The following is a 24,252-nucleotide window of genomic DNA, read 5'->3' as shown; positions in this document are numbered from 1 at the left end:
CATGTCCTCTACGGGTCAGTTGCCGACGCGGCGGCGGACGTCCTGGAAGGCGGTGTAGTTGGCGATCAGCTCGATCTGGCCGGGCGGGGCCATCGTGACGGCCTCGTCCAGCGTCTCGCAGACGCGGAAGTCCACGTTCGCGACCTCCAGGCGGACCGCCAGGTCGAGCCGGCGGTCGCCGATCACCATGATCGGGTGGCCGGCGAGCCGGCCGTAGTCCACGTCCCACAGCCAGGAGGTGTCCGTGCCGTCGGCGCCGCGCGCGTTGACGGAGAGGATCACCGGCGCGGGCGGGCCGTCGATGAGGGAGAACGTCTCCAGCCAGCCGGCCGGGTTCTTGGCGAGCAGCAGCCGCAGCTCGCGGCCCTGGAAGGAGACCACGTCGTACCGGCCGGCCACGGCCTGCACCTGGTACATGCGCTCCAGGGCCACCTGCGGCGGCACCCCGAAGACGGCGGCGACGGCGGCCGAGGTGGTGGCGTTCGCCTTGTTGGCGCGGCCGGGGAGCTGGAGGCGGATCGGCCAGGCCGAACCGTGCGGGTCGAGCACGTGGTCACCGCTGAGCGCCCAGCTCGGCGCGGGACGGCGGAAACCGCACTCGCCGCAGAACCAGTCGTCGCCGGGACGCTGCATCACGCCGCCGCAGGCGGGGCACGACCAGGCGTCGTCCTTCCACTCCTGGCCGGCGGCGACCCACACCACGTTGGGCGAGGAGGAGGCGGCCCACACGATCAGCGGGTCGTCGGCGTTGGCGACGACCACGGCCTTCGTGCCGTTGAGGCCCTCGCGCCACTTCTCGGCGAGCATCCGGGTCTCGGCGGCGCGGTCGAGCTGGTCGCGCGAGAGGTTGAGCAGCGCGATCACCTTGGGCGTGGTGTCGCGGGCGACGCCGGCCAGGTACTTCTCGTCGACCTCGATCACGCCGTACTTGGAGTCCGAACCGCCGGCGAGCGCCGAGGTGATGCCGGCGGGCATGTTGGCGCCGAGGGCGTTCGAGACGACGGGGCCCGCGGCCCGGAGCGCCTCCGCGATCAGCCGGGTCGTGGTCGTCTTGCCGTTGGTCGCGGACACCAGGACGACGTCCAGATGCTGGGCGAGCCGCCCGAGGAGGTCGGGGTCGAGCTTCAGCGCCACCCGGCCTCCGATCACCGATCCGCTGCCGCGCCCCGCCGCCCGCGACACCGCGGCCGCGGCCTTGCCCGCCGTCACGGCCAGCTTGGCGCGCGGCGACAGCGGCTCTGGATTACCGGGGTGTCCTGACATCGTTCTTGTTCCTCCTCGCGTCGGTCCGGGCTCAGCCTATCGAGATCCGGCCAGGAGCCCGAACAGCGGCACCGCCGACCGGCCGCACGAAACGCCGAGGTCACGGCGGACCGTACCCTTGCCGCCATGCGAAACCGCCCCATCCCCGGCAGTTCCGGCCTGGTCCGGACGATGACCCTGCTCGGCGATCCCGTCCTGCGCGCCCCCTGCGAACCCGTCACCGACTTCGGCCCCCGGCTGGCCCGGCTGGTCGAGGACATGTTCGCCACGATGTACGCGGCGAACGGGGTGGGCCTGGCGGCGAACCAGGTCGGCGTGGGCCTGCGGGTCTTCGTGTACGACTGCCCCGACGACGAGGAGAACCGCCACCTGGGGCACGTGGTGAACCCGCGCCTGGTGGCGGCGGACGGCGACGTGGTCCGGGGACCGGAGGGGTGTCTCTCCCTGCCGGGTCTGGAGGCCCCGACGCCCCGCTTCGACCGCGCGGTGGTGGAGGGCGTACGCCTCGACGGGTCCCCGGTGCGGATCGAGGGGACGGGTTTCTTCGCCCGCTGCCTCCAGCACGAGACCGACCACCTGGAGGGCGGGGTCTACGCGGACCGCGTCACGGGGTGGCGGAAGTCACGGCTGCTGCGCGCGGTCCGGAAGCGGGCGTGGGGCGACGGGGCGTCGGCGGCGGAGGCACTGCGGGCGTGATCCCGGGGGACCCGGCCTAGAAACCCGGGCCGCCGGGACGGTCGTCGGCCTCGGCGAGCCGGCCCCAGAGGAGGTCCGCCAGGCTGCGCACCAGCTCGGCGCGGGAGCAGGGCCGCTCGCCGAGCCACCAGTCCCCGGCCGCGTGCATCATGCCGACGATGCCGTGCCCCCAGATCCGTGCCTGGTTCTGGGCGCCGGGTCCGGGATCGACGCGCTCGGCGATGACCTGGCCCAGCTCCTCGCCCATGCGGCGGAGCAGCGGGGCCGAGTGGCGGCCGACGTCGAAGCCCTGCTCGGTCTGGTGGGTCTCCTCCGCCGGGTGCATGAGGAAGCGGTAGACCTGGGGCATCGCCTCGATCGAGGCGAGATACGTGTCGAGGGTGGACTCGACCCGCCGGCGCCGGTCGGAGGGGGCGTCGAGCGCGGCCCGCAGGGCGGCGAGGAGGGCGTCGGTGTGCCGGGTGGCGAGGGCGCGGTAGAGGCCGCCCTTGTCGCCGAAGTGCCGGTAGAGGATCGGTTTGGTGATGCCGGCCTCGGCCGCGATCGCGTTCATGGAGGCCTGGGGGCCCTCCCGGAGCACCACCCGGTCCGCCGCCTCCAGCAGTTCGCGCCGCCGCTGCTCGGCGGGCGTCCGCTGGTCGGTGGTCCGGTGTGCGATGTCCATGTGTGTCTCTCCCCGGCCGTGCCGTTCCGCGGTGGCGCGGTCCTGCCGTTCCGCGCTCCTGCCCTGTGTGGGGCTCTCGCAACGTAACACCCGGCCGGGTTCCGGTGCCGGTCGGGCCGGATCACGTCCCCGCAGGTTGACAGCCTCTACCCACCGGTAACAGACTGTTGTTACCGCAAGTAACATACTGCTGGGAGGGAAAATGGGCGAGTTCACGTTCGAACTCAACGAGGACCAGGAGCAGGTGCGCGACTGGCTCCACGGTTTCGCCGCCGATGTGATGCGTCCCGCGGCCGCCGAGTGGGACGAGCGTGAGGAGACCCCCTGGCCGATCATCCAGGAGGCGGCCAAGCTCGGGATCTACTCCCTCGACTTCTACGCCCAGCAGTTCTTCGACCCGACCGGCCTCGGTGTCCCGCTGACGATGGAGGAGCTCTTCTGGGGCGACGCGGGCATCGCCCTCGCCATCGTCGGCACCGGCCTCGCCGCCGTCGGCGTCCTCGCCAACGGCACCGAGGAGCAGATCGGCACCTGGGTCCCGCAGATGTACGGCGACGCGAACGACGTCAAGGTCGCCGCCTTCTGCTCCTCCGAGCCCGACGCCGGCTCGGACGTCGCCTCCATGCGCACCCGGGCCGTGTACGACGAGGCCAAGGACGAGTGGGTCCTCAACGGCACCAAGACCTGGGCGACCAACGGCGGCATCGCCAACGTCCACGTCGTCGTCGCCGTCGTCGACCCGGAACTCGGTTCCAAGGGCCACGCCTCCTTCATCGTGCCGCCGAACACCCCCGGCCTCTCGCAGGGGCAGAAGTTCCGCAAGCACGGCATCCGCGCCTCCCACACCGCCGAGGTCGTCCTGGAGGACGTCCGGATCCCCGGCCACTGCCTCCTCGGCGGCAAGGAGAAGCTGGACGAGCGCCTCGCCCGCGCCCGGGAGAAGGCGAAGGCGGGCGGCGAGCGCGTGAAGAACGCCGCCATGGCCACCTTCGAGGCGTCCCGCCCCGCCGTCGGCGCCATGGCCGTCGGCACCGCCCGCGCCGCGTACGAGGTGGCCCTCGACTACGCGAAGACCCGCGTCCAGTTCGGCCGCCCGGTCATCGAGAACCAGGGCGTCGCCTTCCAGCTCGCCGACATGGCCACCCAGATCGACGCGGCCCGCCTCCTCGTCTGGCGCGCCTCCTGGATGGCGACCGCCGGCAAGCCCTTCACCTCCGCCGAGGGTTCCATGTCCAAGCTGTACGCCAGCGAGGTCGCCAAGAAGGTCACGGCCCAGGCCATCCAGATCCTCGGCGGCAACGGCTACACCCGCGAGTACCCGGTGGAGCGCATGCACAGGGACGCCGCCATCTACACGATCTTCGAGGGCACCAGCGAGATCCAGCGCCTGGTCATCAGCAGGACGATCGGCAAGTAGGGCCCGCCCGGCCCCTCCCGCCCCGCACCCCGTCCGGGGGTGCGGGGCTTCTTCGAAAACGCTTTCCGCGGGGGCCGGGGAGGACCCCGGACTTCGGTCGGCCCACCCCCCGGCCGGGGACACGGACACGGCTCAGTCCGCGCGCTTCCTGTCGTACAGGTGCAGGGAGCGCAGGGCCGCTTCGAGGGCGAAGCGGCGGTCGGGGTCCAGCAGGCGGTCGCCGAAGTGGCTGTCCAGGTTCCGCAGCCGGTACCGGACCGTCTGGGCGTGCACGCCCAGCATCTCGCCCACCTGCTCGGCGGGGGCCCGGGTGGAGACGTGGACGCGCAGGGTCTCGACCAGCCGCTCCCGGCGGGTGCCGGACAGCCCGTCGAGCGGGGCCAGTTCGCGCTTGGCGAGCTGGGCCACGAGGGCCGGGTCGGAGAGTAACCACAGCGTCGTCAGGTGGTCCTCGCAGTGGACCAGGGGGGCGTCCGCCACGATGCCGTCGTCGATGAGACGCAGGACGCGCCGCGCCCAGCGGATGGAGTGTCCGGCCTCTCCCGGCGGCACGGTCAGACCGATGACGGCGGGGGTGCCGGCCAGGGCGGAACCGAGCATCGCGAGGCGTTCGGCGGTGAGCGGGCCGGGGACGAGCAGGTGCGGCTCGGGGAGGGTCAGGTCGGCGAGGACGTCCCGGTCGAGACCCGTCTGGGCCGGTTCGGCGACCGGCGGGCGCAGGGCGACCATGGTGCACTCGGCCGGGAGCTGCCAGGACGCCTCCTGGCACAGTTCGGTGATGGCCGCGCGGGGCAGCGGCGGGCCGGCGACGACGAGGTGGAGCAGTTTCCTCCGCAGCGCCGCCACGTCGGACAGCGCGCGGGACTGGACCATCGCGTACCCCTCGCGGGAGAGGGCCGCCAGCTCCTCGACGTAGGCGAAGAGGGCGTCCGCGAAGGCCAGGATGAGGGTGGGGGAGAGGTTGTACGTGCGCCCGATGCTCTTGGCCCGGCGCAGCGCGATGCGCGCGCCGAGGCGGTAGGCGCCCTGCAGGGTGTCGAGGTCGCGCCCCTCGTACGCCTCCACCCGGCCGAACTTGCGCAGCAGTTCGTCCCGGAAGGGGGCGTTCACCCCCGGGTCGGCGACCCGTTCCACGAAGGCCGTCAGGGCCTGCTCCACTCCCTGGCGGATCGCGTCCGAGTGGGGCCCGCTGAAGAGGTGGGCGTACACCGGGTAGGTCCGCTGGACCTCCACCCCGATCTCCTTGATGAGTCCGGGGATCTCCGGCCTCATCAGGGCGGCGAACTCCCGGGGGAGCGGGTCGAGCGGTTCACCGATGTGCGGTGACTGTGCGATGGGGGGCATGGACCGATCCCTTTGTTCTTCTGCGCGACCGGTGGGGGAACGGCGGCGCGGCGCCCCGCTGTCGTGCGGGGCGCCGCCACGGCCGTCAGTGCGTACCGACAGGGCCTGTTGAAGCTAGATCAACTGCTGTGCGCTGTACACAACTTGCGCAGGAGTTGCCGTGCGGGGAGACCGTATGTCGCCGAGTAGGCCGGGAATCGCCCCTGAGTGGCCGTTATTTGACGGCGGAGTGCCAGTTCTGGGACAGCGTCTTTCCGGCGTCGGGGGCGACGAGGCCCGGCGCGTAGAGACCGGTCAGGTACGTCTGGGTGTTGTTCAGGACGAGGCTGTTCTTTCCGGCGGCGGAGGGCAGCCCCGTCTTGAGGTTGACCGCGCCGTCGATCAGGCCGAGCAGCCCGAGGCCGCAGCCGCTGGCGCCGGGGACGGCGAAGGTGTTGTCGTACTGGGTGGCGCCGAGGAGGTTGAGGCGGCTCATGTCGCCCTCCTCGTTCGCCGAGCCGTCGCCGTTGAACCGCTCGAAGCCGAACTCGGGCGCCGTGCGGTTGCGCGGACGCAGCAGGATCGGCTTCTCCTTCGTCCCGATGTAGCAGTTGTTGCCGAGGAACGGGTTCTGCAGGCGGATGCGGACCGGGATGGTCACGATCGGCTGGTCGGTGAGGACGCCGGCGATCTGGTCGAAGTCCGAGGGGGTGCCGACCGACTCCAGGGTCGCGGTGATCTTGTTGAGGCTGCCGTCGGAGAGCTGCTTGCAGATGCTGGTGATGAACGGGATGTCGCTCGGGCACATCAGGCCGAGCAGGCCCCCGGGGACGGTGGCGGAGTCGGCGATGATCGCGCCGGAGGCCGGGGCGACGACCGAGCTGGTGCCGTCGGAGTTCTGGATGGTGCCGATCTGGAGGTCGGTCTTCCCGGTGGTCACGGTGGTGTTGCCCAGCTTGATGGAACCGCTGAGGGAGAAGGAGGCGACGCACTGCGGCGCCTGGTCGAGACCGTCGGTGGCGAGCATCGCCGGCGCGTCCACGGGACAGCGGGTGGACGGCGCCCAGCCGCCGTTCAGCTGGGGGGCGGCCGCGGTCGCCATGCCCGTGGAGGCGAAGGCGCCGAGGGCGGTGAGGGCGGAGACGGTGGCCAGTTTCGTACGGGCGGAGACGAGGGGCACGGTGGAAGCCTTCCTGGGGAAAAGGGGGAACTCGACGGGTGGGTCAGCGCTCGGGCCTGGGGACCACGTACGGCTGGAGGTCCGAGGTGCATTGCCGGTCCAGAGAGGGGGGGGCGGTGAGGATGCCGCAGGTCTGGCCCTGGATCTGCTTGATGTAGTTCCCGGGGCCGGAGATCGAGGCCGTGAGGAGCCGGTCGAGGTTCTCGCCGTTGGCGCCGCAGCTCTTGAAGGCGGGGATGGTCACTTCTCCGACGAGGGGGCCGCCGGTGGTGAGGCTGTAGCCGAACAGGCCGATGGCGGGGTCCTGGAGGCTCCGGCCCACGAGCACCAGGTGGTTCCCGGGGTAACGGGTGGGGTCGGGTTCGGGGGAGGAGAGCGGTGTCACGGTGCGGCAGGAGGGGCCGACGTCCAGCTTGGTGCCGTTGACCTCGACATCGAGGACGTGCAGGACGAGGGGGACGCGGGCGTAGGTCTTTCCGGAGCTGAGGCCTTCGGTGCCGCCCAGCCGCATGTCCGATGCGACGGTCATCGGACCCTTCTGCTCCAGGGACATGGTCGCCGTGATCGGCGCGAAGTCGAAGCCGAGGAGCGTGGCCTTGAAGGGCGGGGTCCGGGTGAGCCCGTCGTAGGAGAGGGAGGCGCGTGACTTCTGGGTGAAGTGGAGGCCGTCCTCCAGGAAATCGACCGAGGTGTTCCCCTGCTGGACCAGGACGCAGACCGGCGGGATGAGGGCGGCGCCGTTCAGTTTCCGCGCGTTGGCGTAACCGGCGATGTACGCCGACAGCGACATGCTGTCCGGCTTCTCGTGCAGGCAGGTCGGCGCCGGCGGCCGGTACTCCGGGGGACGGGGTTTCGGGTTCATGTGGGGTGTGTCCGGGTCTATGCCCGTCGGGAGTCCGGCCGTGGGGGTGTCCGAGGCCGCGTCCGCCCCTTCCGGGGTCTCCCGCTCCGCCGGAAGCGACGGTTGCGCCGAGGGGGTGGGAAGGGAGCCCGTGGGGGTGGCCGAGGACGGGTCGGCCGAAGGCGCCGGAGCCGTGCCCGGCTCCCCGGTGGCGGCGGGGCGGACCGGTACCGTGGCGAGCGCCCGGCGGTCCTTCTCCTCCTGTTCCGGGACGCAGGCGACGGAGAGGGCCCCGGGGGTGGTGGGCGCACCCTCGGCCGTGCTCAGGGCGAGGTCGATGTCCAGGTTGCCGGCGGTGAGGACCAGGTCGCCGGCGCTGCCCGTCGTCAGGATCGGGACGTCACCGGTCGTGGTGAGCGTGAGGGGCCCTTCGGCGGGAGTGCCGAACGGCTGTGCCGTACCGCTCCACGTGGCTTCCGCGCGCTGCCCGTCCTGGGCCACGCCGACCGTGAGGCGCGTCTCCGGCCGTACGGTGGCGGCCTTGAGCGCGGTGAGGTCGGCCACCGCCGCCGCGGGGAGTTCCACCGTCGTGGTGACGTCGGTGAACCGGATGTCCTCGCCCGCGACCACCCGGTCGGGGAAGGCCGCGGCGATCCGCACCGTCGCGGACTGCTGCCCGGAGGGCAGGGTGCAGACGTAGGGCAACGCGGCGTCGACCTTCAGCGTCCCCACGGCGACGGCCGCCGCCGGAAGCAGGGGGGCGAGCGCCACGAACGCGGCGATCGTCGCACCGCGCGCGCGGGAACGGGACGGTCGGGGGGTGGGCCCGGGGCCTCTCATCTGCTGCTCCGCTCGGGTCGTTCGTGTGCCGGCGGGAAACGCCGGCGAAGGGTGCGGTCGGCTCGTGGACGCGGGAGGACGCGTTCCTACGGGTTGGTGCCGACGATCGTCGGGACGGTGGTGGTCCCCGTCTTCCTGATGGAGTGTTCGAACTTCAGGGTCGGCTTGGAGCCGACCGGGACGACGGCACCGCAGTTGACCGCCGAGACGACGGTCAGCTCGCCGGCGACGCTGTTGGCGGCCAGCCTGCCGGTCGAGTTGGTGTAGGTGAGGGACGCCTTGCCCGTCGTGCGGAAGGAGCAGGCACCGACGGTCGTCTTGAGATCGACGTTGCCGAAGTGGCCCTTGGTGACACCGGTGGTGGCGGTGTGGTCCAGGGCGACGATGCTCCAGGGCAGGGCGGGGGCGACGGTCGCGTTGCCCAGGGGACTGGCGCAGGACGTGCCGAAGACGAGGGCGGTGACGTTGCCGATGGCCGCCGGGTTCCCGGTGGCGCTCTCCAGGGTGCCCGAGATGCCCGGCTGACCGCAGACCACGGAGAAGCCGTTGAGGCCGAGGGTGAGGTTCGTGCCGCTCGCCGAGGAGAAGGCGACGGGCGAGGGCGTGACGGTCCAGGTCGTCGAGGCGACGGCCGAGGCCGGCGACACCGCGAGGACGAACGCGGACACGGTCGCCCCGGCGGTGACGGCCAGCTTTCCGGTCGGCTTCTTCACGGTGCTGGGTTCCTCCGGGTCGTGGTCGGATGCCGGAACGGTCGTGCCGTCCGACGCGCTCGGAACGGTTCGCCCGCCTCCCCGCCCGGCCGTCGCCGGGCGGGGAGGCGGACAGAGCCGCGTCCGTCCGGCCGGGATCACCGGCCGGACGGACGCGGGTTGCCCGATTTCTTACGGGTTGCTGCCGACGATCTTCGGGATGGTGCTGGTGCCGCTCACCTTGGCCAGGTAGTCACCCTTGAAGGTGGGCTTGGCACCGACCGGGATGGCGGTGCCGCAGTTGGTCGCCGAGACGACGGTGAGCTCGCCGGCCGTGCTGGCGATGGCCAGCTTGCCCGTCGAGTTGGTGTACGTGCCGGACGCCTTGCCCGTGACGCGGAAGTTGCAGGCGCCGACGGTCACCTTGGCGTCGACGTTGCCGACGTAGCCCTTGGTGACGCCGGTCGAGGCGGTGTAGTCCTGCGCCACGATGGTCCAGGGGGTGGTCGCGACGGTGGTCACGTTGCCCAGGAGGCTGGTGCAGGGCGCACCGGCGGCGCCGAAGGCGATGGAGTTGATGGTGCCGACGGTCGCCGGGTTGCCCGTGGCGCTCTGCAGCGTGGCCGCGGCGGTGGACTGCGTACACGTCATGGCGAGGCCGTTGACGCTCAGCACGATGTTTCCGCTGTTCACCGCGGTGATGTTGGCCGGCGACGGGGTGACGGTCCAGACGGTCGAGGCGACGGCCGAGGCCGGCGAGACCGCGAGGGCGAACGCGGCCGAGGCTGCTCCGGCGACGACGGCGAGGTTTCTGATCGACTTCATGGCTCTGGGACTCTCCTTGGGGATTGACCGGCAGAGGGTGGCCGCCATGGGGGACGAACGAGCGGCCGGCACCCCGGTGACCCGGGCTGCGAAACCTGACGTTACTTGCGGGAAACTTGGCTGAACAATGCCGCAGTACAAGATTCTTTGAAGACGTCGTATTGCCTGTCAGGCCGGTGAGCGGTAGCGGGAAGCCTCTTGGTTCCGGCGTGCGCAATGTCGACAATTCTGATCGATCGTCCGGGAGGTGCCGGCGCGGCGTTCGCATATGTGGCCACGTGGCCGGGCGGAGGGATTTTTTGCTCCCCCGGTGACAAGTCGCGCGGTGGAATTGTTTATCCGCTGACAAGTATTCCGATGTGCTGTGCCGTCTTGCGAAAACTCGGAACTTGGTATTGCCCGATGAGGTTACTCGGCCGTAGCGTTCCCCGGGTGGCGCTCGGTCGCAGGTCGGCGCGTTTTCACGGGCCGCTCCTGCGGCGGATGGTGTTCCGCCCGGCCTGCCGGCCGGATGGGACCCGGCCGACGGGGCCCTGTTGGCAGGTCCCCCCGAGGCGCGGTGCCCGCCCTGTCCCGGCGGAGACAAAAACCGTTCCCGATCTTGTCTCCGCGGTGATAAAAGCGGAAGCGGATCAAGGTTTCTGGTGCCCGCCTATTGTCCAGGTGATCCGCACCGACTTACCGTGCGCCCGCGGCACACGCCCGGCGCGCGCTTGCTGGAGGTGAAATGGGAATCGAAGTTGTCGTTGAGGGTCTGACCATGTCCTTCGGCAAGCAGAACATCTGGCAGGACGTGACACTGACATTGCCGGCCGGAGAGGTGAGCGTGATGCTCGGCCCTTCCGGTACCGGTAAGACGGTCTTCCTCAAGTCGCTCATCGGGCTGCTGAAGCCGCAGCGCGGCCGTGTCCTCATCAACGGGGTCGACATGGTCAGCAGCCCGGAACGCGACATCTACGAGACCCGGAAACTCTTCGGCCTCATGTTCCAGGACGGAGCCCTCTTCGGCTCCATGACCCTGTTCGACAACATCGCCTTCCCGCTGCGCGAGCACACCCGCAAGCGGGAGTCGGAGATCCGGCGCATCGTGATGGAGCGGATCGACCTCGTCGGCCTGCTGGGCGCGGAGGGCAAACTGCCGGGCGAGATCAGCGGTGGCATGCGCAAGCGCGCCGGCCTCGCCCGCGCGCTCGTGCTCGACCCGCAGATCGTGCTGTGCGACGAACCGGACTCCGGTCTCGACCCCGTCCGCACCGCCTACCTCTCCCAGCTCCTGATCGACCTCAACGCCCGGATCGACGCGACGATGCTGATCGTCACCCACAACCTGGACATCGCCGCCACCGTCCCCGACAACATGGGGATGTTCTTCCGGCGCAACCTCGTCACCTTCGGCCCGCGCGAGGTCCTCCTCACCAGCGAGGAACCGGTCGTCACCCAGTTCCTCGCGGGCCGCCGCGAAGGTCCCATCGGCATGTCCGAGGAGAAGGACGCCGCCACCCTGGCCGCCGAGGCGGACGCCTCCGCCGGCCGGGTGGCCGAACCCCGCGTCATCGTGCCGCAGCTGGAGCCGTCCCCCGGCCTGCCGCCGCGTGCCGCGGTCGCCCGGCGCCGGGAGCGCGTCCTCGGCATGCTCGACCAGCTGCCGCCCGCCGCCCGCGCCGCCATCCACGAGACGTACACGAAGGACGCCGCGGCGCCCACGCTGTCCATGCCCGCCCCCGGGAGCGGCTCGTGATCGCCGGCGCGCTGCGGCAGACCGGCCGTCTCTTCGCCCTCACCGCCGAGGTGAGCCGGGCCGTCTTCCGGCGGCCCTTCCAGTTCCGGGAGTTCGTCGAGCAGTTCTGGTTCGTCGCGAGCGTCACCATCCTGCCCGCCGCGCTCGTCTCCATCCCGTTCGGCGCCGTGATCGCCCTTCAGGTCGGCTCGCTCACCCAGCAGTTGGGCGCCCAGTCGTTCACCGGCGGCGCCAGCGTCCTGGCCGTCATCCAGCAGGCCAGCCCGCTCATCGTCGCCCTCCTGATCGCCGGCGCCGGCGGCTCCGCCATCTGCGCCGACCTCGGCTCCCGCAAGATCCGGGAGGAGCTCGACGCGATGGAGGTCATGGGCGTCTCGCCCGTGCAGCGCCTGGTCGTCCCCCGCGTCCTCGCCACCATGGCGGTCGCCGTGCTCCTCAACGGCATGGTCTCCGTCGTCGGCACCCTGGGCGGCTACTTCTTCAACATCGTCCTCCAGGACGGCACCCCGGGCGCCTACCTCGCCAGCTTCTCCGCCCTCGCCCAGCTCCCCGACCTCTACATCAGCGAGCTGAAGGCCCTGATCTTCGGGTTCATCGCGGGCATCGTCGCCGCCTACCGGGGGCTCAACCCCCGGGGCGGTCCCAAGGGGGTCGGCGACGCCGTCAACCAGTCCGTCGTCATCACCTTCCTGCTGCTGTTCTTCGTGAACATGGTGCTGACGGGCATCTACCTCCAGATCGTCCCGCCGAAGGGAGGCTGAGACCGATGGCCTCCCCGTTCGTCTGGCTCGACCGGTCCGGTGACCAGCTCCTGTTCTACGTCAGAGCCCTGCTCTGGATACCCCGGACCCTGCGCCGCTACCTCAAAGAGGTCCAGCGCCTGCTCGCCGAGGTCGCCTTCGGCTCCGGCGGCCTCGGCGTCATCGGCGGCACCATCGGCGTTATGATCGCGATGACGCTGGCCACCGGCACCGTCGTCGGCCTCCAGGGCTACGCGGCCCTCGAACAGATCGGCACCGCGGCCTTCACCGGCTTCGTCTCCGCCTACTTCAACACCCGCGAGATCGCCCCGCTCGTCGCAGGGCTCGCCCTCTCCGCGACCGTCGGCGCGGGCTTCACCGCCCAGCTCGGCGCCATGCGCATCAACGAGGAAGTGGACGCCCTGGAGGGCATGGGCATCCGCTCCATGCCGTACCTGGTCACCACCCGCATCATCGCGGGCGTCGTCGCCATCATCCCCCTGTACGCGATCGGCCTGCTCTCCTCCTACCTGGCCTCCCGCTACGTCACGGTCCTCTTCAACGGCCAGTCCCAGGGGACCTACGACCACTACTTCAACCTCTTCCTGTCACCGACGGACGTCCTCCTGTCGGTGCTCAAAGTGCTGATCTTCAGCGTGATGGTGATCATCGCCCACTGCTACTACGGCTTCCGCGCCTCCGGCGGCCCCGCCGGCGTCGGCATCGCCGTCGGCCGCTCGGTGCGCAACGCCATCGTGCTGATCAGCGTCACCGACTTCTTCCTGTCGCTGGCCCTCTGGGGCGCGACCACGACCGTGAAGGTGGCGGGGTGAGATGAACGATCCACGAGGAGAAATCCTGCGCCGCCGGTTCGCCGGCGTCGTCTTCCTGCTGGTGCCCGCCCTGCTCGCCTGGCTGGCGGTCGCCGTCTACGACAAGAAGTTCACCGACTCCGACCCGGTCGTCGTCGAGACCGGCAGCGTCGGCAACGAGATGCACCTCGGCGCCGAGGTGAAGCTGCGCGGCGTCGTCGTCGGCGAGGTCCGCGCCATCGACGCCACCGGCGGCGGAGGCGCCCGGCTCACCCTCGCCATGCGTCCCGGCACCCTGGACCACGTCCCCTCCGACGTGCGCGCCCAGATGCTGCCGACGACGCTGTTCGGCGAACGGTTCGTCGCCCTCGTACCGCCCGGCGGCTCCTCGGCGCGTCCCCTGCGCCCCGGCTCCGTCATCCCGGAGGACCGCTCCAGCAACGCCGTCGAACTCCAGCAGGTCCTCGACAACGTCCTGCCCATGCTCACCGCCGTCCAGCCGCAGAAACTGTCGGCGACCCTGTCCGCCGTCTCCAGGGCCCTGGAGGGACGCGGCGACAAGCTCGGCGAAACCCTCGTCCAACTCGACGCCCACCTGCGCGAGTTCAACCCCCAGCTGCCCGCCCTCACCCGTGATCTGAAAGAACTCGTGAAGGTCAGCCACCTCTACGCGGACGCCGCCCCGGACATCGTCACCGCGCTCACCGACTTCACCACCACCAGCGGCACCCTCGCCGAGAAGGAGACCGCCTTGGCCGGCACCCTCGGCGCCACCACCCGGACGGCCGAGGACCTGACGACCTTCCTGCGGCAGAACAAGGACAACATCATCCGGCTCAGCGCCACCAGCAGGCCCACCCTGGAACGGATCGCGGAGTACTCCCCGTCCTTCCCCTGCACCCTGCGCACCCTCGCCCAGTTCGTGCCCGCCATGGACAAGGCGCTCGGCAAGGGCACCAACCAGCCCGGCATCCACGTGGACGTCACCACCGTGCCCTCGCGCGGCGCCTACGTCCCCGGCCGCGACGCCCCCTCCTACGGCTCCGGCGGCGGCCCGCGCTGCTACCCCGTGCCCTACCTCGGCGTCCCGGCCGCGCCCGCCGCGCGGGCGTCCGCCGCGGCCGCGCAGGACCTCGGCCCCGCCAACTCCCCGCAGGAGAACGACCTCGTCAACGAACTCCTCGCCCCCGCGGCGAAGAAGAGCCCCGGCGACCTGCCGGACTGGAGCAGCCTGCTGGCCGGTCCCGCGTTCCGCGGCGCGGAGGTGACCCTCCGATGACGACGCCACCCGCCCACACCCGCCGCCGGGGCCTGACCGGGACCATCCTGAAGTCCCTCGCCTTCGTCCTCGTCACGGCCCTCGCCACCACCGTGCTCGGCTTCAGCATCGCCAACACCGGCGTCGGCTCCGACACCCGCTCGTACCGGGCCCTCTTCACCGACGTCACCGGACTCGCCGAGGGCGACTCCGTGCGCATCGCCGGGGTGAAGGTGGGCGAGGTGACCGACGTGCGCGTCGTCCAGCGGCGCACCGCCCAGGTCACCTTCACGGTCAGCGAGGACCGCACCCTGCCCCGGTCGGCCACCGCCGCCGTGAAGTACCTCAACATGGTCGGACAGCGGTACGTCTCCCTCGACCGGGGCAGCGGGGACCTGGAGGGCACCCTCCGGGCCGGGGACACCATCCCGCTGGAGCGCACCACGCCCGCGCTCGACCTGACGCTGCTGTTCAACGGGTTCAAGCCGCTGTTCGAGGGCCTTTCGCCCAACGACGTCAACGACCTCGCCGGATCGCTCGTCCAGGTCCTCCAGGGCGAGAGCGGAACCGTCGACAGCCTGCTGCGCCACATCGGCTCCCTCACCCGGACCGTCGCCGCCAAGGACAAGGTCATCGGTGAGGTCGTCACCCACCTCAACACCGTCCTGGGCACCCTCAACGACCGCGAGGCCGGCTTCAACGACCTCGTCGTCACCCTCCAGAAGCTCGTCACCGGCTTCAACGCCGACCGCAAGCCCCTCGGCGAGGCGGTCAAGGCCATCGGCGACCTCAGCACCACGACCGCCGGGCTCTTCCAGGAGAGCCGCGCCCCCCTCAAGAAGGACATCGCCGAGCTGGGCCGGCTCTCCGGAACCCTCGGCGACCACGCTCCCCGCCTCGAACAGTTCCTCGCCAACACCCCCGCGAAGATGACGGCGCTGGCCCGGCTGACCTCGTACGGATCGTGGTTCAACCTCTACCTCTGCGAGGCGCGCGTGAGCGGCGTGGGAACCTCCGACGGCTCCAAGCCGCCGACCGGCATCGCCGTGACCGAAGCGAGGTGCCGCGGATGAGCCCCCGCCCCCTGCTCAAGCCCGTCAAGGAACGCAGCCCCGTCGGCGTCGCCCTCGTCGGCCTGGTCCTCCTCGCCCTGCTGGGAGCCCTGGCGTACAACGTGGAACGGCTTCCCCTGGTGGGCGGCGGCACCTCCTACAGCGCCGACTTCACCGAGGCCGCCGGACTCGACTCCGGCGACGAGGTGCGCATCGCCGGCGTCAAGGTCGGCAAGGTCACCGGGGTCGCCCTCGACGGCCCCAAGGTCAAGGTCACGTTCGAGGTCGGCGACGCCTGGGTCGGCGACCGGTCGACCGCCGCCATCGCCATCAAGACCCTCCTGGGCGAGAAGTACCTGGCGCTCGACCCGCTGGGCGCCGCCCCGCAGGACCCCGGCACCCGCATCCCGCAGACCCGCACCACCTCTCCGTACGACGTCACCCAGGCGTTCCAGGACCTCAGCGGAACCGTCGACGCCATCGACACCAAGAAGCTGGCGAAGAGCTTCGAGACCATCTCCGACACGTTCAAGAACTCGCCGCCGCACGTGCGCAGCGCCGCCGACGGCCTGTCCGAACTGTCGAGGACCGTCTCCAAGCGCGACGCCGAACTCGCCAGGCTCCTGGAGAACAGCAAGAAGTTCACCAAGACCCTGGAGAACAAGAAGTCCAGCTTCGAGACGCTCATCGAGGACGGCGGCTCCCTGCTCGGAGAGCTCCAGAAGCGCCGCGACGCCATCCGCGCCCTGCTCAAGGGCAGCAGGGAACTCGGCACCGAACTCAGCGGTCTCGTCAGCGACAACGACCGGCAGCTCGGACCCACCCTCAAGGCCCTCAGCCGCGTCACCGGCGTCCTGGAGAAGAACAGCGGCCAGCTCGACAAGACGCTCGCGCTCGTCGGCCCGTACTACCGGCTCGTCGGCAACACCCTCGGCAGCGGCCGCTGGTTCGACAGCTATCTGTGCGGCGTGGTGCCGCGCGCCTACCTGCCCGAGACCTCGCAGCCCAAGACCGGATGCCTGCCGCCGAAACAGACGGCGACGGCCAAGGGGAGCGGTGAATGATGACCAGACCCAGAGCGCCCCTCGCGGCCGGACTCGCCCTCGTGGTGCTCGCCGCCGGCGGAGTCGCCGTCGCGCAGCACGTCCTCGACCCCGCCGGGACCCGCGTCACCGCCTGGTTCGACCGGGCGGTCGGCATCTACGCCGGATCCGACCTGCGCGTCCTCGGCGTGCGGGTCGGCGAGGTGGAGTCCGTGGAGCCGGAGGGCACCCGGGTGCGCGTCGAACTCCGCCTCGACGAGGGCGTACGCGTCCCCGCCGACGCGCGGGCCCTCGTCGTCGCCCCGAGCATCGTCGCCGACCGCTACGTACAGCTCACCCCCGCCTACAGCTCCGGCCCCGCCCTCACCGACGGAGCCGAACTGCCCGCCGACCGCAACCGCGTCCCCGTCGAGATCGACCAGCTCTACGCCTCGATCACCGAACTGGGCGACGCGCTCGGCCCGAACGGCGCCAACTCCGAGGGGGCCCTGTCCGAGCTGCTGAACACCGGCGCGAAGAACCTCAAGGGCAACGGCGCGGCCATCGGCACCTCCATCGAACAGTTCGGCAAGGCCGCCAAGACCCTCGACGGCAGCAGCGACGACCTGTTCACCACCCTCGGCCAGCTCCAGACCTTCACCACCATGCTCAAGAAGAAGGACGGCGACGTCCGCACCGCGCAGGAGCGCCTGGACGAGGTCGTCGGCTACTTCGCCGAGAACAAGAACGACCTCGCCGGCGCCCTCAGGGAACTCGGCAAGGCCCTCGCCCAGGTCAAGACGTTCATCAAGGACAACCGCGGCGAGCTGAAGAAGAACGTCGACCGGCTCGTGCCCCTCACCCAGACCCTCGTCGACCAGCGCGCCTCCCTCGCCGAGGCGCTCGACACCGCCCCGCTCGCCGCCGGGAACGTCGTCAACGCGTACAACCCGAAGACCCGCACCCTCGACGGTCGCGCCAACCTCAACGAGATCAGCATGGGCGGACCGCTGCTCCCGCTGCCCGTGGCCGGCGCCTCCTCGGCGAGCACCGGAGAGGAGAAGCGATGAAGCGCGGCACCCTCCCCTCCCGGAAGGCGGCCGGAGCCGGAGCCGTCGGCGTGATCGCGGTCGGCCTGGGCCTGGCCGTCGTCCTCGGCGGGGTCCCCGCCGTCCCGGTCCGGTTCGACGGCATCCAGGACCTGCCGCTGCCCGGCGGCGCCGACCTCGGCTCCCACCCGTACACGGTCACCGCCGAACTCGACGACGTCCTGAGCCTCGTGCCGCAGTCCGCGGTCAAGGTCAACGACGTCGCCGTCGGCCGGGTCACCGCCATCGAGCTGGTGCCCGGCACCTGGACCGCCCGCGTCACCCTCAAGATCAACGGTGACGTCGAGCTGCCCGCCGACGCCGGCGCCCGCCTCGAACAGTCCAGCCTCCTGGGCGAGAAGTACATCCAGCTCGTCGCCCCGCAGGGGAACGGCAAGGGCCGGGGCGGCGTCCAGCAGGCCGCCGCCCGCGCGGACGGCGGCGGACGGCTCACCGACGGCAGCGTCATCCCGCTGGCGCGCACCAGCCGCAACACGGAGGTCGAGGAGGTCTTCGGCGCCCTGTCCCTGCTGCTCAACGGCGGCGGGGTCAACCAGCTCAAGACCATCACCAAGGAGCTGAACACGGCACTCGGCGGACGCGAGCCCGAAGTCCGCTCGATGCTGAGGCGGGTGGACACGCTGGTGACGAACCTGGACGCCCACCGCGGCGACATCACCCGCGCCCTCGACGGGGTCAACCGGCTCTCCGCCACCCTGGCCGGCCGCAAGGACGACGTCGGCACGGTCCTCACCGGCCTCTCGCCCGGCCTGAAGACGCTGGAGAACCAGCGGGGCTCCCTGCTGACCATGCTGCGCGCCCTGGACACGCTGTCCGGCGTCGCCGTCACCACCGTCGACGCGAGCAAGAAGGACATGGTCGCCGACCTCAAGGCCCTCGCGCCGACCCTGACGGCCCTCGCGGACGCCGGTGCCGACCTGCCCGAATCGCTCCAGGTGATGCTGACGTACCCCTTCACCGACGAGGTGATGCGGGGCATCAAGGGCGACTACCTCAACGCCTATCTGCACCTCGCCTCCGCCTCCGGCACGAAGGTGATCCCGCCGCTGGTCCCCAGGGACGAGACCCCGACCATCCCGCCCCAGCCCCCGACCCCGGACCCGGGTACGGCCGGCCTCCGGAAGCAGGGGGGGAACGGCACCGCCCCGGGCACGGGAACGGCCCTGCCGCTGCCGGTCACCACACCGACGAACGGAGGCGGGAACCGGTGATCACCCGTACCGTACTGCTGAAGAACCTCGCGTTCCTGGTCATCGCCGTCCTCGTGCTCGGCTTCCTGGGCATCCGCTACGCGGACCTCGGCCGCTACGCGGGCGTCACCGACCACTACGTCGTCAAGGTCCACCTCGCCCGCACCGGAGGACTGTTCACCCACTCCGACGTCACCTACCGGGGCGTCTCCGTGGGGCGCGTCGGCAACATCGACCTCACCGCCGACGGGGTCGTGGCCGAGCTGCGCATCAAGAAGTCCGCCCCCCGGATACCCGCCGACGCGCGGGCCGTGGTCGCCGGGCTCTCCGCCGTCGGCGAGCAGTACATCGACCTGCGCCCCGAGAGCGACGGCGGTCCCTTCCTCGCCGACGGCGCCCGCATCGAACAGACCGACACGCAGGTGCCCGCACCGGTCACCGACGTGCTCGCCAGCATGAACGACCTCACCAACTCCGTACCGCTGGAGTCCCTGCGCACGGTCGTCGACGAGTTCGGCAAGACGTTCGAGGGGCACGGGGACGACCTCCAGGTCCTCCTCGACAACGGCAGCAGGTTCGTCCAGGCCGCCGACCGGGCGCTGCCGTCCACCACCCGGCTCATCCAGGACGGCGAGGTCGTCCTGCGCACCCAGGCCGACGAGAGCCGCGCCATCCGCGGCTTCGCCACCGGCGCGCGCGACCTCGCCGCCACCCTCAAGGGCTCCGACGCCGACCTGCGCCGCCTCCTGACCGTCACGCCCGACGCGGCGGGCCAGGTCAGCGGGCTCCTGCGCGACCTCGACCCGAGCCTCGGCGTCGTCCTCGCCAACCTCCTGACCACCTCGGAGGTCGCCGTCACCCGGCAGCGCGGCATCGAGGAACTGCTCGTGAAGCTCCCGGCGGCCGTCTCGGCCGGAGCCACCGCCGTCGACGGAGGAAAGGTCAACTTCGGGATGGCCGTCACCTTCTTCAAGCCGCTGCCCTGCACCAGCGGGTACGGTGGCACGCGCTACCGCAACGGGCTCGACCTGGGGACGGCGCCCGCCCTCAACACCGGCGCCTCCTGCACGGCCCCCGCCTCCTCCGGGGTCAACGTGCGCGGCTCGGCCCACGCCCCGAAGGGCGGGGGCGTGCCCGTCCCGGCCCGGGCCGGCTCCCTGCCCTCGGGCAGCGCGGGGGGCCCGGCCGGCACGGCGGACGAGCGGCAGTCGCTGCCCGGCGCGCTCGCCCTGCCCGGCCAGAACGCCGGAGCGACCGACATGGCCGGACTGCTCGGCCTCGGCACCGGGAGCACGCGGTGAAGCGGGCGAGGGCGCTCGGCGCCGGAGTCCTCGTCGTCGCCCTGGGGTTCTGCGGGACCGGCGCGTGGACCTACGCGCAGGCCCGCGCCGACGACGGCCTCGCCTTCGGCCGGGAGCGGGACACCGCGCTCGCCGAGGGCCGGGACCGCGTCACCGTACTGAACACGCTCGACGCCTCGACCCGCGAGCACGCCGAAGCGGGCGTCCGGGCCTGGCGCGACGCGTCCACCGGGCCGCTCCACACCGAGCTGGGGCGCACCGAGCCCGCGGTGGGAGCCTCGGCGCGCGCCACGGTCACCGAAGCGGCCCTGACCGCCCTGGACGCGAGGGCCGGCACGGCGAAGCTCGTCGCGACCGTCCGCGTCGACGTCACCCCCCGGGGAGGCGGCGCCCCGACCACCGACCGCAAGCGTCTGGAGGCCGTCCTGACGCGCACCGGCGAGGACACCTGGAAGGTCGCCGCGCTGAGCGCGGTGCCCGTCGCCGGAGCCGAGGGGAGCGAGGACGAGTGACACGACTGCTGCGCGGGGCGGCCCGGGGAACCGGAACCGAGGAGAAGGCGGAGACGGCGGAGACGGTGCGTCGGACGGAGCCGGTCCCGGACACGGCCGGGGCGGCGCCCGGGGCCGAAGCCGTCACCGACCCGGACGAGCGGCCCGGGGACCGGACGGAAAACACCGAGGGGAAGGCCGAGAAGCCCGAGAAGGCGTTGGAGACGAAGAAGGCGCCGGAGACGAAGAAGCCCGAGAAGCCCGAGAAGCCCGAGAAGGCCGAGAAGGCCGAGGAGACGGAAGAGGCGGAAGAGGAGCCGCCGGAGGACGAGGGCGGATGCCGCTCCACCTCCCCGTGGCGGAGGATCGCCCTGCCCGCGGCCGTCGTCGCCCTGCTCCTCGGCGGAAGCGCGTTCTTCTACGGCGCCCACCAGCTCCGCTCCACCCCGTCCGCGCGCAACCACGCGCTCACCGACGTCGCCGCCACCACCCGCGTCGGCGGCGACGTCGGCGAGGGCCTCGCCCGGATCTTCTCCTACGCCCCCTCCAGCGCCGACGCGGCCGAGCGCTCCGCCCGGACCGTGCTGACCGGACGCGCCGCCCGCCAGTACGGCGACCTGTTCGCCCAGGTCCGCGCGAACCTGGTCAAGCAGCGCGTCACCCTCACCACCCAGGCCGTCCGCGTCGGAGTGATCGAGCTCGACGGGGACGACGCGCGCCTCCTCGTCTTCCTCGACCAGACCTCACGGCGGGACAAGGCCCCCGCCACGACCGCCGCGGCCCAGCTCACCGTCACCGCGAAGTTCCGGGGAGACCGGTGGCTGATCGCCGACATCAAGGCCCGCTGACGATGAGCGGGAGACGGGAGCACCCCATGAAACGCCCGGTCCGCACCCCGGCGGGCATCCGGCCGGTCCTGGCCGCGGCCCTCGGGCTCACCCTCGTCGCGGGTGGCTTCGCGGCCTGGACCGGCCACGACTGGTACGCCGCGGCCCACGACGACTCCGCCGCGTACGCCGTGCAGCGCGACCGGGCGCTCGCGGCGGGGGAGCAGGCCGTGCAGAACCTCAACACGCTCGACCACCGGCGCGTGGAGCAGGGGCTCGACCTCTGGGAATCCTCCACGACCGGGGAGCTGCACAAGCAGCTCGTGGGCGGACGCCAGGAGTTCACCAGCCAGGTGAAGAGCGCGAAGACGGTGACCACGGCCCGGGTGCTGTCCGGTGCCGTCACGGAACTCGACGACCGGGCGGGCCGCGCCCGGCTGCTCGTCGCCCTGCGCGTCACGGTCACGACGCCCGACAACAAGAGCACGGACAAGGACAGCCGCATGCTGGGCGAACTCACCCGCGCCGACGGGCAGTGGAAGCTCAGCGGCCTGGGGCAGGCCCCCGTGGGCGGCACGGCGTCCGGTTGACCGGGCCGTACCACGTGAACCGCCCGCACCCGAAAGGACACGCACGATGCCGACGCCCCGTCACCACCTCAACCGCCAGCGCCGCCGCCAGGCCCTAGCCGCCCCGTCGGCGCCCGCTCCCGCCCCCGAGGAGACCGCCTCCCGGCCGTCCGGTGACGACCGGTCCCGTACGCCGGTGGGCCTCCTGACCGAGACCGCCCCGCGGACCCGGCGGGGAACGACGGCGAAGCCCGCGCGGGGGACGGCGGCGGACGGGACGCCGGAACGGGACGCCGGCGGGAGCACCGCCGACGGGGACACCGCCCGTCCCGGTCGCGGCGGGCCCCGGGACCGGGCGGCGTCCGCCGGGGAGTCCGGGGGCGGGGCACGGCCGCGCCCCCTCGTCCCCCTCGTGGTCCTGTGCGTCCTGACGCTCCTCCTCGGCGGCTTCTCCGGCTGGGCGTACCACAGGGCGTCGGAGCTCCGCGACGACCCGGCGCGCTCCAACACGGCCCTCACCGACCTCGCCCGCACCAGCGAGATCAAGGGCCAGACCTCCGCGGCCGTCGCCGCCCTCTTCTCCTACGACCACGCCGACACGACCCCCTTCGAGCAGGCCGGGAAGACGCTCCTCACGGGCAAGGCCGTCGCCCAGCACCGGACGCTGCTCGGCGGGGTCCTCGCCCAGGCCGCCCAGCAGAAGACGGTGATCACCACGACGGTCACCGACAGCGCGGTCGAGCGGATCGACGGCGACCGGGCCCGGGTCCTGGTCTACGCCGACCAGAGCAGCGTGAGCACGGCCGGGACCGGCGGGACCGGCAAGCGGCAGCCGAAGGCCCAGGACCAGGGCGTCTACGCGGGTGCCATGTTCGCCGTGGACGTCGTGCGGCGGGACGGACGCTGGCTCGTGGAGAACATCGACACCTTCGGCCGCTGAGCCGCCCGACCCCCGCGGCGCCCGCGGCCCCGTACGGGACGGCCGTACGGGGCGCGGGAAAGGGCCCCGCACGACCGGCGGCCGCGACTTGCCCCGCCCCGCACGCGGCGGCCGCGACCGCCCCGTACACGTCACGCGGCAGTCGCAACCGCCCCGTACACGTCACGCGGCGGCCGCGGCCGTCCCGCTACGCCCTCCGCGTGGCGACGAGCACCGTCGCGTACCGCTCCTCGCACGTGACGATCCGCGCCTCCAGGCCGCACGCGGAGACCGCCTCCACCGCCCGGTCCGCCTGCCCCTCGCTCGTCTCGGCCAGCAGATGGCCGCCGGGCGCCAGCCACTCCGGCGCCCCGGCGGCGACCCGCCGCAGCACGTCGAGCCCGTCCGGGCCGCCGTCCAGCGTGACGAGCGGTTCGTGGTCGCGCGCCTCGGCCGGCAGCAGCCCGATCTCCCCGGTCGGCACGTACGGCACGTTGGCGACCAGGATCTCGACCCGGCCCCGCAGCCCCGGCGGCAGCGGCGCGAACAGGTCCCCCTCGTACACCCGGCCGCCGCGCGGTTCGAGGTTCCGCCGGGCGCAGGCCACCGCCGCCGGCTCGATGTCCGAGGCGTGCACCTCCGCGCCCCCGACCCGTTCGAGCAGCACCGCGCCCGCCGCTCCGGAACCGCAGCACAGATCGACGCAGAGCGCGCCGGGCGCGGCCAGCGCCACGGCCCGCTCGACCAGGAACTCGGTCCGCCGCCGGGGCACGAACACCCCCGTCTCCACGGCGATCCGCAGTCCGGCGAACCCGGCCCAGCCCACGACGTGCTCCAACGGCAGGCCCGACGCCCGCCGCTCGACCATCAGGTCCAGCTCGGCGGGCCCGCCGGCCGTCGCGAGCAGCATCGCGGCCTCCTCCTCGGCGAAGACGCAGCCGGCGGCCCGCAGACGTCCGACGACCTCCGTGTCAGGCAAGTCGCGCCTCGATGGCCGCCACGAGCTCCGGGGCGTCCGGCTCGGTGCGCGGACGGAAGCGGGTGACCTCGCCGTCGCGGCCGATCAGGAACTTCTCGAAGTTCCACTGCACGTCACCGGCCTCGCCCTCGGAGTCCGCGACCTTCACCAGCTCCGCGTAGAGGGGGTGGCGGTCCTCGCCGTTGACGTCCGTCTTCTCCAGGAGCGGGAAGGTCACCCCGTACGTGGTCGAGCAGAAGGTCCGGATCTCCTCCGCGCTGCCCGGCTCCTGGCCCGCGAACTGGTTGCAGGGCACGCCGAGCACGGTGAGGCCGCGCTCCCCGTACTCCTTCTGCAGCCGCTCCAGGCCCGCGTACTGCGGGGTCAGGCCGCACTTGGAGGCGACGTTCACCACCAGGACCGCGCGGTCCCGGTAGTCGGCCAGGGTGACCGGCTCGCCGGTCAGGGTCTTCAGCGGGATGTCGTACAGGCTCATGGCTGCTCCTCGTCCGAATGGGGTTTGAT

Annotated in this window: 24 protein-coding genes; 15 read left to right on the top strand and 9 right to left on the bottom strand. The window is 72.0% G+C overall.

Annotated elements, in window-relative coordinates:
* Window positions 1-15: 15 nt before the first annotated feature.
* Window positions 16-1,263 carry a MurT ligase domain-containing protein gene (locus ACFYZY_RS11035; protein ID WP_388692165.1) on the bottom strand — a complete coding sequence of 416 codons (1,248 nt, stop codon included), beginning with the start codon at window positions 1,261-1,263 and terminating at the stop codon, window positions 16-18.
* 126 nt (window positions 1,264-1,389) lie between these two features.
* On the opposite strand from ACFYZY_RS11035, the gene def reads away from it, so the two are divergent.
* Complete coding sequence (gene def / locus ACFYZY_RS11030; protein WP_388692163.1) at window positions 1,390-1,959, top strand: peptide deformylase; 570 nt, start codon at window positions 1,390-1,392, stop codon at window positions 1,957-1,959.
* 16 nt (window positions 1,960-1,975) lie between these two features.
* Here def and ACFYZY_RS11025 read toward each other — a convergent pair whose 3' ends face one another.
* Window positions 1,976-2,623, bottom strand: a complete 648-nt coding sequence (locus ACFYZY_RS11025; RefSeq protein WP_388692160.1) for a TetR family transcriptional regulator — start codon at window positions 2,621-2,623, stop codon at window positions 1,976-1,978.
* A 202-nt stretch (window positions 2,624-2,825) separates the two neighbouring features.
* Between ACFYZY_RS11025 and ACFYZY_RS11020 the strand changes: the two genes are divergently transcribed.
* The gene (locus tag ACFYZY_RS11020) at window positions 2,826-4,040 is read left to right on the top strand and encodes an acyl-CoA dehydrogenase family protein (protein WP_388692158.1); all 1,215 of its coding nucleotides are present in this window, start codon (window positions 2,826-2,828) and stop codon (window positions 4,038-4,040) included.
* Between the two features lie 132 nt (window positions 4,041-4,172).
* On the opposite strand, the gene ACFYZY_RS11015 is transcribed toward ACFYZY_RS11020, so the two are convergent.
* The 5 genes from ACFYZY_RS11015 to ACFYZY_RS10995 form a co-directional block, all read right to left on the bottom strand.
* On the bottom strand, window positions 4,173-5,384 hold the full coding sequence (locus tag ACFYZY_RS11015; RefSeq protein WP_388692155.1) for a helix-turn-helix domain-containing protein: 1,212 nt from the start codon (window positions 5,382-5,384) through the stop codon (window positions 4,173-4,175).
* Window positions 5,385-5,598: 214 nt separating this feature from the next.
* Window positions 5,599-6,543, bottom strand: a complete 945-nt coding sequence (locus tag ACFYZY_RS11010) for a hypothetical protein (protein ID WP_388692153.1) — start codon at window positions 6,541-6,543, stop codon at window positions 5,599-5,601.
* A gap of 43 nt (window positions 6,544-6,586) precedes the next feature.
* A complete protein-coding gene (locus ACFYZY_RS11005) occupies window positions 6,587-8,155 on the bottom strand; it encodes a DUF6801 domain-containing protein (RefSeq protein WP_388692151.1) in 1,569 nt (522 codons plus the stop codon).
* A gap of 155 nt (window positions 8,156-8,310) precedes the next feature.
* Window positions 8,311-8,937 carry a hypothetical protein gene (locus ACFYZY_RS11000; protein ID WP_388692149.1) on the bottom strand — a complete coding sequence of 209 codons (627 nt, stop codon included), beginning with the start codon at window positions 8,935-8,937 and terminating at the stop codon, window positions 8,311-8,313.
* Between the two features lie 171 nt (window positions 8,938-9,108).
* Window positions 9,109-9,741 (bottom strand): hypothetical protein, encoded by a 633-nt coding sequence (locus ACFYZY_RS10995; protein ID WP_388692146.1) that lies wholly within the window; start codon window positions 9,739-9,741, stop codon window positions 9,109-9,111.
* A gap of 727 nt (window positions 9,742-10,468) precedes the next feature.
* On the opposite strand from ACFYZY_RS10995, the gene ACFYZY_RS10990 reads away from it, so the two are divergent.
* Genes ACFYZY_RS10990 through ACFYZY_RS10930 form a run of 13 tightly spaced genes read left to right on the top strand, consistent with a single transcriptional unit; the run spans window position 10,469 to window position 22,790 of the window.
* Entirely contained in the window at window positions 10,469-11,479 is a 1,011-nt protein-coding gene (locus tag ACFYZY_RS10990; protein ID WP_388692143.1) for an ABC transporter ATP-binding protein, read from the top strand.
* The gene (locus ACFYZY_RS10985; RefSeq protein ID WP_388692140.1) at window positions 11,476-12,240 is read left to right on the top strand and encodes an MlaE family ABC transporter permease; all 765 of its coding nucleotides are present in this window, start codon (window positions 11,476-11,478) and stop codon (window positions 12,238-12,240) included. The genes ACFYZY_RS10990 and ACFYZY_RS10985 overlap by 4 nt, the downstream gene beginning before the upstream one ends.
* A gap of 5 nt (window positions 12,241-12,245) precedes the next feature.
* Entirely contained in the window at window positions 12,246-13,052 is an 807-nt protein-coding gene (locus tag ACFYZY_RS10980) for an MlaE family ABC transporter permease (protein WP_388692137.1), read from the top strand.
* 1 nt (window position 13,053) lies between these two features.
* Window positions 13,054-14,310: an MCE family protein gene (locus ACFYZY_RS10975; RefSeq protein ID WP_388692134.1), complete on the top strand. Its 1,257-nt coding sequence runs from the start codon at window positions 13,054-13,056 to the stop codon at window positions 14,308-14,310.
* Window positions 14,307-15,362, top strand: a complete 1,056-nt coding sequence (locus ACFYZY_RS10970) for an MCE family protein (RefSeq protein ID WP_388692131.1) — start codon at window positions 14,307-14,309, stop codon at window positions 15,360-15,362. The genes ACFYZY_RS10975 and ACFYZY_RS10970 overlap by 4 nt, the downstream gene beginning before the upstream one ends.
* Complete coding sequence (locus ACFYZY_RS10965) at window positions 15,359-16,405, top strand: MCE family protein (RefSeq protein WP_388692128.1); 1,047 nt, start codon at window positions 15,359-15,361, stop codon at window positions 16,403-16,405. The genes ACFYZY_RS10970 and ACFYZY_RS10965 overlap by 4 nt, the downstream gene beginning before the upstream one ends.
* Complete coding sequence (locus ACFYZY_RS10960) at window positions 16,405-17,433, top strand: MCE family protein (protein WP_388692125.1); 1,029 nt, start codon at window positions 16,405-16,407, stop codon at window positions 17,431-17,433. Before ACFYZY_RS10965 ends, ACFYZY_RS10960 begins: the two co-directional genes overlap by 1 nt.
* Window positions 17,430-18,683: an MCE family protein gene (locus ACFYZY_RS10955; RefSeq protein WP_388692122.1), complete on the top strand. Its 1,254-nt coding sequence runs from the start codon at window positions 17,430-17,432 to the stop codon at window positions 18,681-18,683. The genes ACFYZY_RS10960 and ACFYZY_RS10955 overlap by 4 nt, the downstream gene beginning before the upstream one ends.
* Window positions 18,680-19,963: an MCE family protein gene (locus ACFYZY_RS10950; protein ID WP_388692119.1), complete on the top strand. Its 1,284-nt coding sequence runs from the start codon at window positions 18,680-18,682 to the stop codon at window positions 19,961-19,963. The genes ACFYZY_RS10955 and ACFYZY_RS10950 overlap by 4 nt, the downstream gene beginning before the upstream one ends.
* A complete protein-coding gene (locus tag ACFYZY_RS10945) occupies window positions 19,960-20,475 on the top strand; it encodes a hypothetical protein (protein ID WP_388692117.1) in 516 nt (171 codons plus the stop codon). The genes ACFYZY_RS10950 and ACFYZY_RS10945 overlap by 4 nt, the downstream gene beginning before the upstream one ends.
* Window positions 20,472-21,302: a hypothetical protein gene (locus tag ACFYZY_RS10940; protein WP_388692114.1), complete on the top strand. Its 831-nt coding sequence runs from the start codon at window positions 20,472-20,474 to the stop codon at window positions 21,300-21,302. The genes ACFYZY_RS10945 and ACFYZY_RS10940 overlap by 4 nt, the downstream gene beginning before the upstream one ends.
* A gap of 26 nt (window positions 21,303-21,328) precedes the next feature.
* A complete protein-coding gene (locus tag ACFYZY_RS10935; RefSeq protein WP_388692113.1) occupies window positions 21,329-21,871 on the top strand; it encodes a hypothetical protein in 543 nt (180 codons plus the stop codon).
* 46 nt (window positions 21,872-21,917) lie between these two features.
* Window positions 21,918-22,790: a hypothetical protein gene (locus ACFYZY_RS10930; protein ID WP_388692110.1), complete on the top strand. Its 873-nt coding sequence runs from the start codon at window positions 21,918-21,920 to the stop codon at window positions 22,788-22,790.
* Window positions 22,791-22,977: 187 nt separating this feature from the next.
* On the opposite strand, the gene ACFYZY_RS10925 is transcribed toward ACFYZY_RS10930, so the two are convergent.
* Together ACFYZY_RS10925 and ACFYZY_RS10920 are read right to left on the bottom strand one after the other, a co-directional pair.
* Window positions 22,978-23,748: a putative protein N(5)-glutamine methyltransferase gene (locus tag ACFYZY_RS10925; protein ID WP_388692107.1), complete on the bottom strand. Its 771-nt coding sequence runs from the start codon at window positions 23,746-23,748 to the stop codon at window positions 22,978-22,980.
* Window positions 23,741-24,223, bottom strand: coding sequence for a glutathione peroxidase (locus ACFYZY_RS10920; RefSeq protein ID WP_388692104.1), 483 nt, complete (start codon window positions 24,221-24,223; stop codon window positions 23,741-23,743). Before ACFYZY_RS10920 ends, ACFYZY_RS10925 begins: the two co-directional genes overlap by 8 nt.
* Between the last annotated feature and the right edge of the window lie 29 nt (window positions 24,224-24,252).

This window comes from Streptomyces sp. NPDC001744, assembly GCF_042892575.1.
Taxonomy (GTDB): Bacteria; Actinomycetota; Actinomycetes; order Streptomycetales; family Streptomycetaceae; genus Streptomyces.
Note: the sequence above shows the minus strand (reverse complement) of the source record. Positions and strands in the feature narration are given on the sequence as shown.

Excerpts from the sequence above, each read along its gene's own strand:
- ACFYZY_RS11035 (WP_388692165.1), bottom strand. The coding sequence starts at position 1,263 with ATGTCAGGACACCCCGGTAATCCAGAGCCGCTGTCGCCGCGCGCCAAG.
- def (WP_388692163.1), top strand. The coding sequence starts at position 1,390 with ATGCGAAACCGCCCCATCCCCGGCAGTTCCGGCCTGGTCCGGACGATG.
- ACFYZY_RS11025 (WP_388692160.1), bottom strand. The coding sequence starts at position 2,623 with ATGGACATCGCACACCGGACCACCGACCAGCGGACGCCCGCCGAGCAG.
- ACFYZY_RS11020 (WP_388692158.1), top strand. The coding sequence starts at position 2,826 with ATGGGCGAGTTCACGTTCGAACTCAACGAGGACCAGGAGCAGGTGCGC.
- ACFYZY_RS11015 (WP_388692155.1), bottom strand. The coding sequence starts at position 5,384 with ATGCCCCCCATCGCACAGTCACCGCACATCGGTGAACCGCTCGACCCG.
- ACFYZY_RS10995 (WP_388692146.1), bottom strand. The coding sequence starts at position 9,741 with ATGAAGTCGATCAGAAACCTCGCCGTCGTCGCCGGAGCAGCCTCGGCC.
- ACFYZY_RS10990 (WP_388692143.1), top strand. The coding sequence starts at position 10,469 with ATGGGAATCGAAGTTGTCGTTGAGGGTCTGACCATGTCCTTCGGCAAG.
- ACFYZY_RS10980 (WP_388692137.1), top strand. The coding sequence starts at position 12,246 with ATGGCCTCCCCGTTCGTCTGGCTCGACCGGTCCGGTGACCAGCTCCTG.
- ACFYZY_RS10975 (WP_388692134.1), top strand. The coding sequence starts at position 13,054 with ATGAACGATCCACGAGGAGAAATCCTGCGCCGCCGGTTCGCCGGCGTC.
- ACFYZY_RS10970 (WP_388692131.1), top strand. The coding sequence starts at position 14,307 with ATGACGACGCCACCCGCCCACACCCGCCGCCGGGGCCTGACCGGGACC.
- ACFYZY_RS10965 (WP_388692128.1), top strand. The coding sequence starts at position 15,359 with ATGAGCCCCCGCCCCCTGCTCAAGCCCGTCAAGGAACGCAGCCCCGTC.
- ACFYZY_RS10960 (WP_388692125.1), top strand. The coding sequence starts at position 16,405 with ATGACCAGACCCAGAGCGCCCCTCGCGGCCGGACTCGCCCTCGTGGTG.
- ACFYZY_RS10955 (WP_388692122.1), top strand. The coding sequence starts at position 17,430 with ATGAAGCGCGGCACCCTCCCCTCCCGGAAGGCGGCCGGAGCCGGAGCC.
- ACFYZY_RS10935 (WP_388692113.1), top strand. The coding sequence starts at position 21,329 with ATGAAACGCCCGGTCCGCACCCCGGCGGGCATCCGGCCGGTCCTGGCC.
- ACFYZY_RS10930 (WP_388692110.1), top strand. The coding sequence starts at position 21,918 with ATGCCGACGCCCCGTCACCACCTCAACCGCCAGCGCCGCCGCCAGGCC.
- ACFYZY_RS10920 (WP_388692104.1), bottom strand. The coding sequence starts at position 24,223 with ATGAGCCTGTACGACATCCCGCTGAAGACCCTGACCGGCGAGCCGGTC.